The 233-nt window shown below is 79.4% G+C and carries 1 pseudogene; it reads left to right on the top strand.

What is annotated here, in order from left to right:
• Positions 1–152: 152 nt before the first annotated feature.
• Positions 153–233 (top strand): annotated as a pseudogene (locus AAEZ08_RS23525) (hypothetical protein); the annotation flags it as partial.

Raw genomic sequence — 233 nt, 5'->3', positions numbered from 1 at the left:
TAGTCCCACACCCCACCGCGGAGCCGACGCACCCCGCGCTCGGGCCGGGGGGGGGGGGGGGCGGGGCCCCCCCCCCCCCCCCCCCCGGCCCCCCCCCCCGCCCCCCCCACCCCCCCCCCCGCCCCCCCCCCCCCCCCCCCCCCGCCCCCCGCCATAAAATGGGTGAAGTGCATGACGGTGCGGCGACTACTGACTGGATGGGGCAGGAGCAGGAGCGTGGTATTACCATTACC

Source organism: Pseudomonas sp. E45-MNA-CIBAN-0222 (assembly GCF_040310405.1).
In the GTDB taxonomy this organism is placed as follows: domain Bacteria; phylum Pseudomonadota; class Gammaproteobacteria; order Pseudomonadales; family Pseudomonadaceae; genus Stutzerimonas; species Stutzerimonas stutzeri_AC.
This window is presented reverse-complemented; position numbering and strand designations above follow the sequence as displayed.